Origin of the sequence: Salinivibrio sp. IB643, from assembly GCF_001996105.1 — a bacterium.
Taxonomy (GTDB): Bacteria; Pseudomonadota; Gammaproteobacteria; order Enterobacterales; family Vibrionaceae; genus Salinivibrio; species Salinivibrio costicola.
On the sequence record NZ_MUFF01000065.1, the window covers coordinates 1 to 3,991 of the forward strand.

Here is a 3,991-nt window from a genome sequence, read left to right on the forward strand (position 1 = left end):
GCCCGTTACCGTTTTCGTTTAAACCTCGCTCCCATGATGAATAAGGGCGAGCAAAGTAAATTTCTGTCTCTAATGCCTCGGCTATCGCCCACGGAAAACGCATGAACATGCCCGTCATGAAGAGCTTCCTAGCACGGTCGCTAAGTACTCTTGGTCCATCGCACACATCATTCGCTTGCGTTGAATTCCGGCTTTGAAACTCTTCTCTTGCTTTAATAAATTCAAAACCATTTGCCTTATTCCTGCAAAAACTTCAGCTCGGTCATCGCCCCTAATTCGGCATGCGTCTTATTTTAATCCAACATCGAGTTGCCAGTGCATTGATTCAATTAACCAGTGCGAGCGAGTGGCATCATGAAGCTCTTTCGCWGTCAGTGCTTTTGAACTTATATAATAGCGCACAGAAATATCGGATTCGTCGGCGTGTTTACCTTCTTGTCGAACACTGACCATGATGCCCATCGTTTTTAATTCAGGCCAATCATAAGCCAAATCACCTAATACACTTAAATCGGTATTAATCAGTGCACATCGTGTTTCCAAACGCCCATGCGATTTCTCTTGTGATGAGTAGCTGTCACCATCAAAACTTTGAAGCATTGAAGGACGGTAATAATTATCAAACGCTTTGTCTAACTTACCTTGATTCGCTTTAACCGCTAACAAATAATCGGCATTTTTATTAATGATTTTCTGTGCGATTTTTCGCTGACAACCCATAGCATCTATCGTAATTAAACAGCCAGAAATATCAAGCAATTCTAGCAGCTTAGGTATTTCTGTGATCTCATTGATTTTACTTTTTACTTTTGATTGGCCTAGGCATACACCGTTTGCGGTTGCGAACGCATTAACCATATGGATCGCCGCTTGGTCTGTTGCTCGATTATATGAACCCCTCAGTGTTTTTCCACCAATGGCAACCACTTCACCATCCGTTAATTCATGACACGATTTCATCCATTCTATGAAGGCTTTTTGTAATGCTTTTGTGCTGATGGTTCCCATCACTCTTGAGATCGTATCCGCCGAGGGTGATGCTTTACCCGAGAAGCCAAAACTTAATAAAAAATCACGCTGCTTACGTCCATAATCGCTAATGCCTTTCCAGGTATCATGACCAGACAACACCGCACAAATCGTTATCAAAATAATATCTGATAACGTATGTTCAACTTTACCTTCTTGGCGAATGTCTCTAATGGAAACGAAATGCATAAATGGACTTTTATCTTCTGTCATTTTTAATCTCCCCGCGGTGTCAGGATAGTTGTCCAGATCTTGAATCGCCCTAAAATCCAGCAATGGAGGGCTAATGGAGGACACTATGCCGAGATATTCCGAAGAAAGAAAAGCCGCCATCCTCAAGAAACTGTTGCCGCCGAATAATAAAACTATCTCGGAAATTGCAGCGGAAGAACACATCAGCGAGGCAACGTTGTACAATTGGCGCAGTAAACTCCGTTCCGAAGGTAAACCCGTGCCAGGTCATCAAAAAAACACCGATCAGTAGTCAGCTGAAGCCAAGTTCGCCACCGTCATGGAAACAGCCAGTCTGTCAGAAGCCGAGCTGAGTCAATATTGCCGCGAGCGAGGCTTGTTCCCCGAGCAAGTCAAAGCATGGAAGCGCGCTTGTATCAGCGGTGCAGGCCAAGCTGAACAATCCAAAAAGGCTGAGCAGGCAGCGCGTAAAGCCGAGAAAAAGCGTATCGGTGGCCTAGAAAAAGAGCTACGCCGCAAAGATAAAGCCCTTGCCGAAACGACAGCGTTACTGGTGCTATCAAAAAAGCACAATGTCTTGTACGAGATCGACAACGAGGAGGACTAACCTCTCTCGATAGGCGCCAGACGCTGCTACAGCTTTTTGATGAAGCTGTCGCGAACGGCGCCCCACAGTACAAGGCGGCTGAGCTTATGCAGATACCACAACGCACGTTGCGACGTTGGCGTTCATCACAAGGGCAGGTGCTGCCAGACCTACGCTCGCTTGCTATTCAAGCTGCACCGAAAAACAAGCTGTCTGAGCAAGAGCCTCAGCATATTCTGCATGTCTGCAATGACGCTGACTACGCCAGTTTACCCCCGAGCCAAATCGTTCCACGCCTAGCTGACCAAGGCGAATATATCGCCAGTGAATCCACAATCTATCGCGTGTTGAAAGCGAATGACCAACTTCACCATCGAGGTAAAGCCAAGCCACCACAGCCAGCGACAGAGCCGACGTCTCATCAGGCCAGTCAGCCGAATGAGATCTGGACATGGGATATCAGCTATTTACCTTCGAATGTGCGTGGCCTGTATTGGTACCTTTATATGATCATCGATATTTACAGTCGGAAAATCGTCGGTTGGGAAATTCATGACCGTGAATGCGGTACGCTTGCGTCTCAACTCATTGAACGCGCGACGCTCAGTGAAGGTTGCTTGGTAAAGCCACGTTATCTACACGCTGACAATGGCGCACCGATGAAATCACTGACCTTACGCGCCAAGTTGGATGAGATGGGTATCCGTACATCCTTCAACCGCCCTGGTGTCAGTAACGATAATGCCTACTCAGAATCATTGTTCCGCACAGCCAAATATCGCCCTAAGTACCCGGCACATGGCTTTGAAGAACTGGGTGCTGCACGTGAATGGATGTTGAACTTCGTCAACTGGTACAACAATGAACATCGTCATAGCGCAATCAAGTTCGTCACGCCAGCGCAAAGACACCGCAACCAGGATACTCAGGTGTTAACGAAACGGCATGCCATTTATCAGCAGGCAAAAGCCAAGTATCCTGAGCGTTGGGCTAAAGAAACGCGTGACTGGACGCCTGTTAGTGCTGTCACGCTAAATCCAGGAAAACCAGAAGACAATCAACAAGACGGTCAAAAAAGAGCAGCTTAATTAGGAAACCTGGTCAACTACCTTGAAATCTACCGTCTCCTAAACGTTAGGAGACCATTAAATCGTACTGAAAATGATCAACAAATTGATCCTTTATTTTCACCTATTTGAATTAATAAATATGGCATAACGCACGATTTTAAGCCGTAGATGACAAATTAGTCATTAAATTGCTAGCCCAGGCGTGGCGCGGATCTTCATGCGTTTTCCCTGCAAATCGACCTTATTTTGGTTAACAAACGTTCGCGATCTCGCCCTGGGGCGTTAATAACATGCGGGCGCCCTGGCTAATATACCTGAAAACCTTAAGAATCAAAAATGATCACGCGATTTCCCTGCCTATTAGATGCCCCACTCTGAATCTAACTTTAATTACTATCGTATTTAATCTGTCAACAAACTTAAATAACGTCGTTAACACATCATCAATAGGAAGAAATTCGACACCTTGCCCCTTGAGCAAGGTAACCAAAGAGTGCTCACAATATATAGCTAAAGATTTACGCCTGAATGTTATTTCATCAACTCCAATATTAGGCAAGGCTTTATACCATCCTTTTAAGAAACTCCTTGGGTATAGCCAGTTATTCAACTGATTATAGAATTCGTCTAATTTACCTATATAGGGGTCAACGGAAACTTCTCCAGATTCCATTAATGATACATTAGTACAGGAAGGATAAAAATCTAGTTTAGGAATACCATCAGTCTCAACACACAAAAAACAACTTGGGATTATATTATAAGTTGACCGAGGTTCCTTTAGGCCCCTTAACACATTAGTTTTATGCTTTGAATCGAAACAAATTTTAAACAGCCGCTTAATTAGCAACTTAATATGAGACTCAAAAACTGTATCATTAATAAAGAAAAACTTAAAATGCCTATCTTTGCTTTCATCATAAAGTGACTTGTAGTAATTGTATCCGGTTTGATAACCACTAAATTCATACCTTTTATTGACATCACCGGCGTTTACATAGAAACCAGGCTTACTAAAATTAGTACTAGTATCGACACAGATCAAATCGTATTCATATCCACTAGTAATTTTATCAAGAGAATTCTTCAAGTGTTTCTCATCACGGCCGTAATG

Annotated in this window: 1 protein-coding gene and 2 pseudogenes; 1 reads left to right on the forward strand and 2 read right to left on the reverse strand. The window is 43.8% G+C overall.

The genetic code is table 11. From position 1 onward, the window contains the following. Positions 1 to 114 precede the first annotated feature (114 nt). Positions 115 to 1,242: pseudogene (locus tag BZG77_RS14270) on the reverse strand (ISAs1 family transposase). Positions 1,243 to 1,327: 85 nt separating this feature from the next. Between BZG77_RS14270 and BZG77_RS14275 the strand changes: the two are divergent. Beyond that, positions 1,328 to 2,895: pseudogene (locus BZG77_RS14275) on the forward strand (IS3 family transposase). 322 nt (positions 2,896 to 3,217) lie between these two features. Here the strand turns inward: BZG77_RS14275 and BZG77_RS14280 are convergent. Then, positions 3,218 to 3,991, reverse strand: a 774-nt coding sequence (locus BZG77_RS14280) for a hypothetical protein (protein ID WP_206744358.1), incomplete at its 5' end; no start/stop codon positions are given.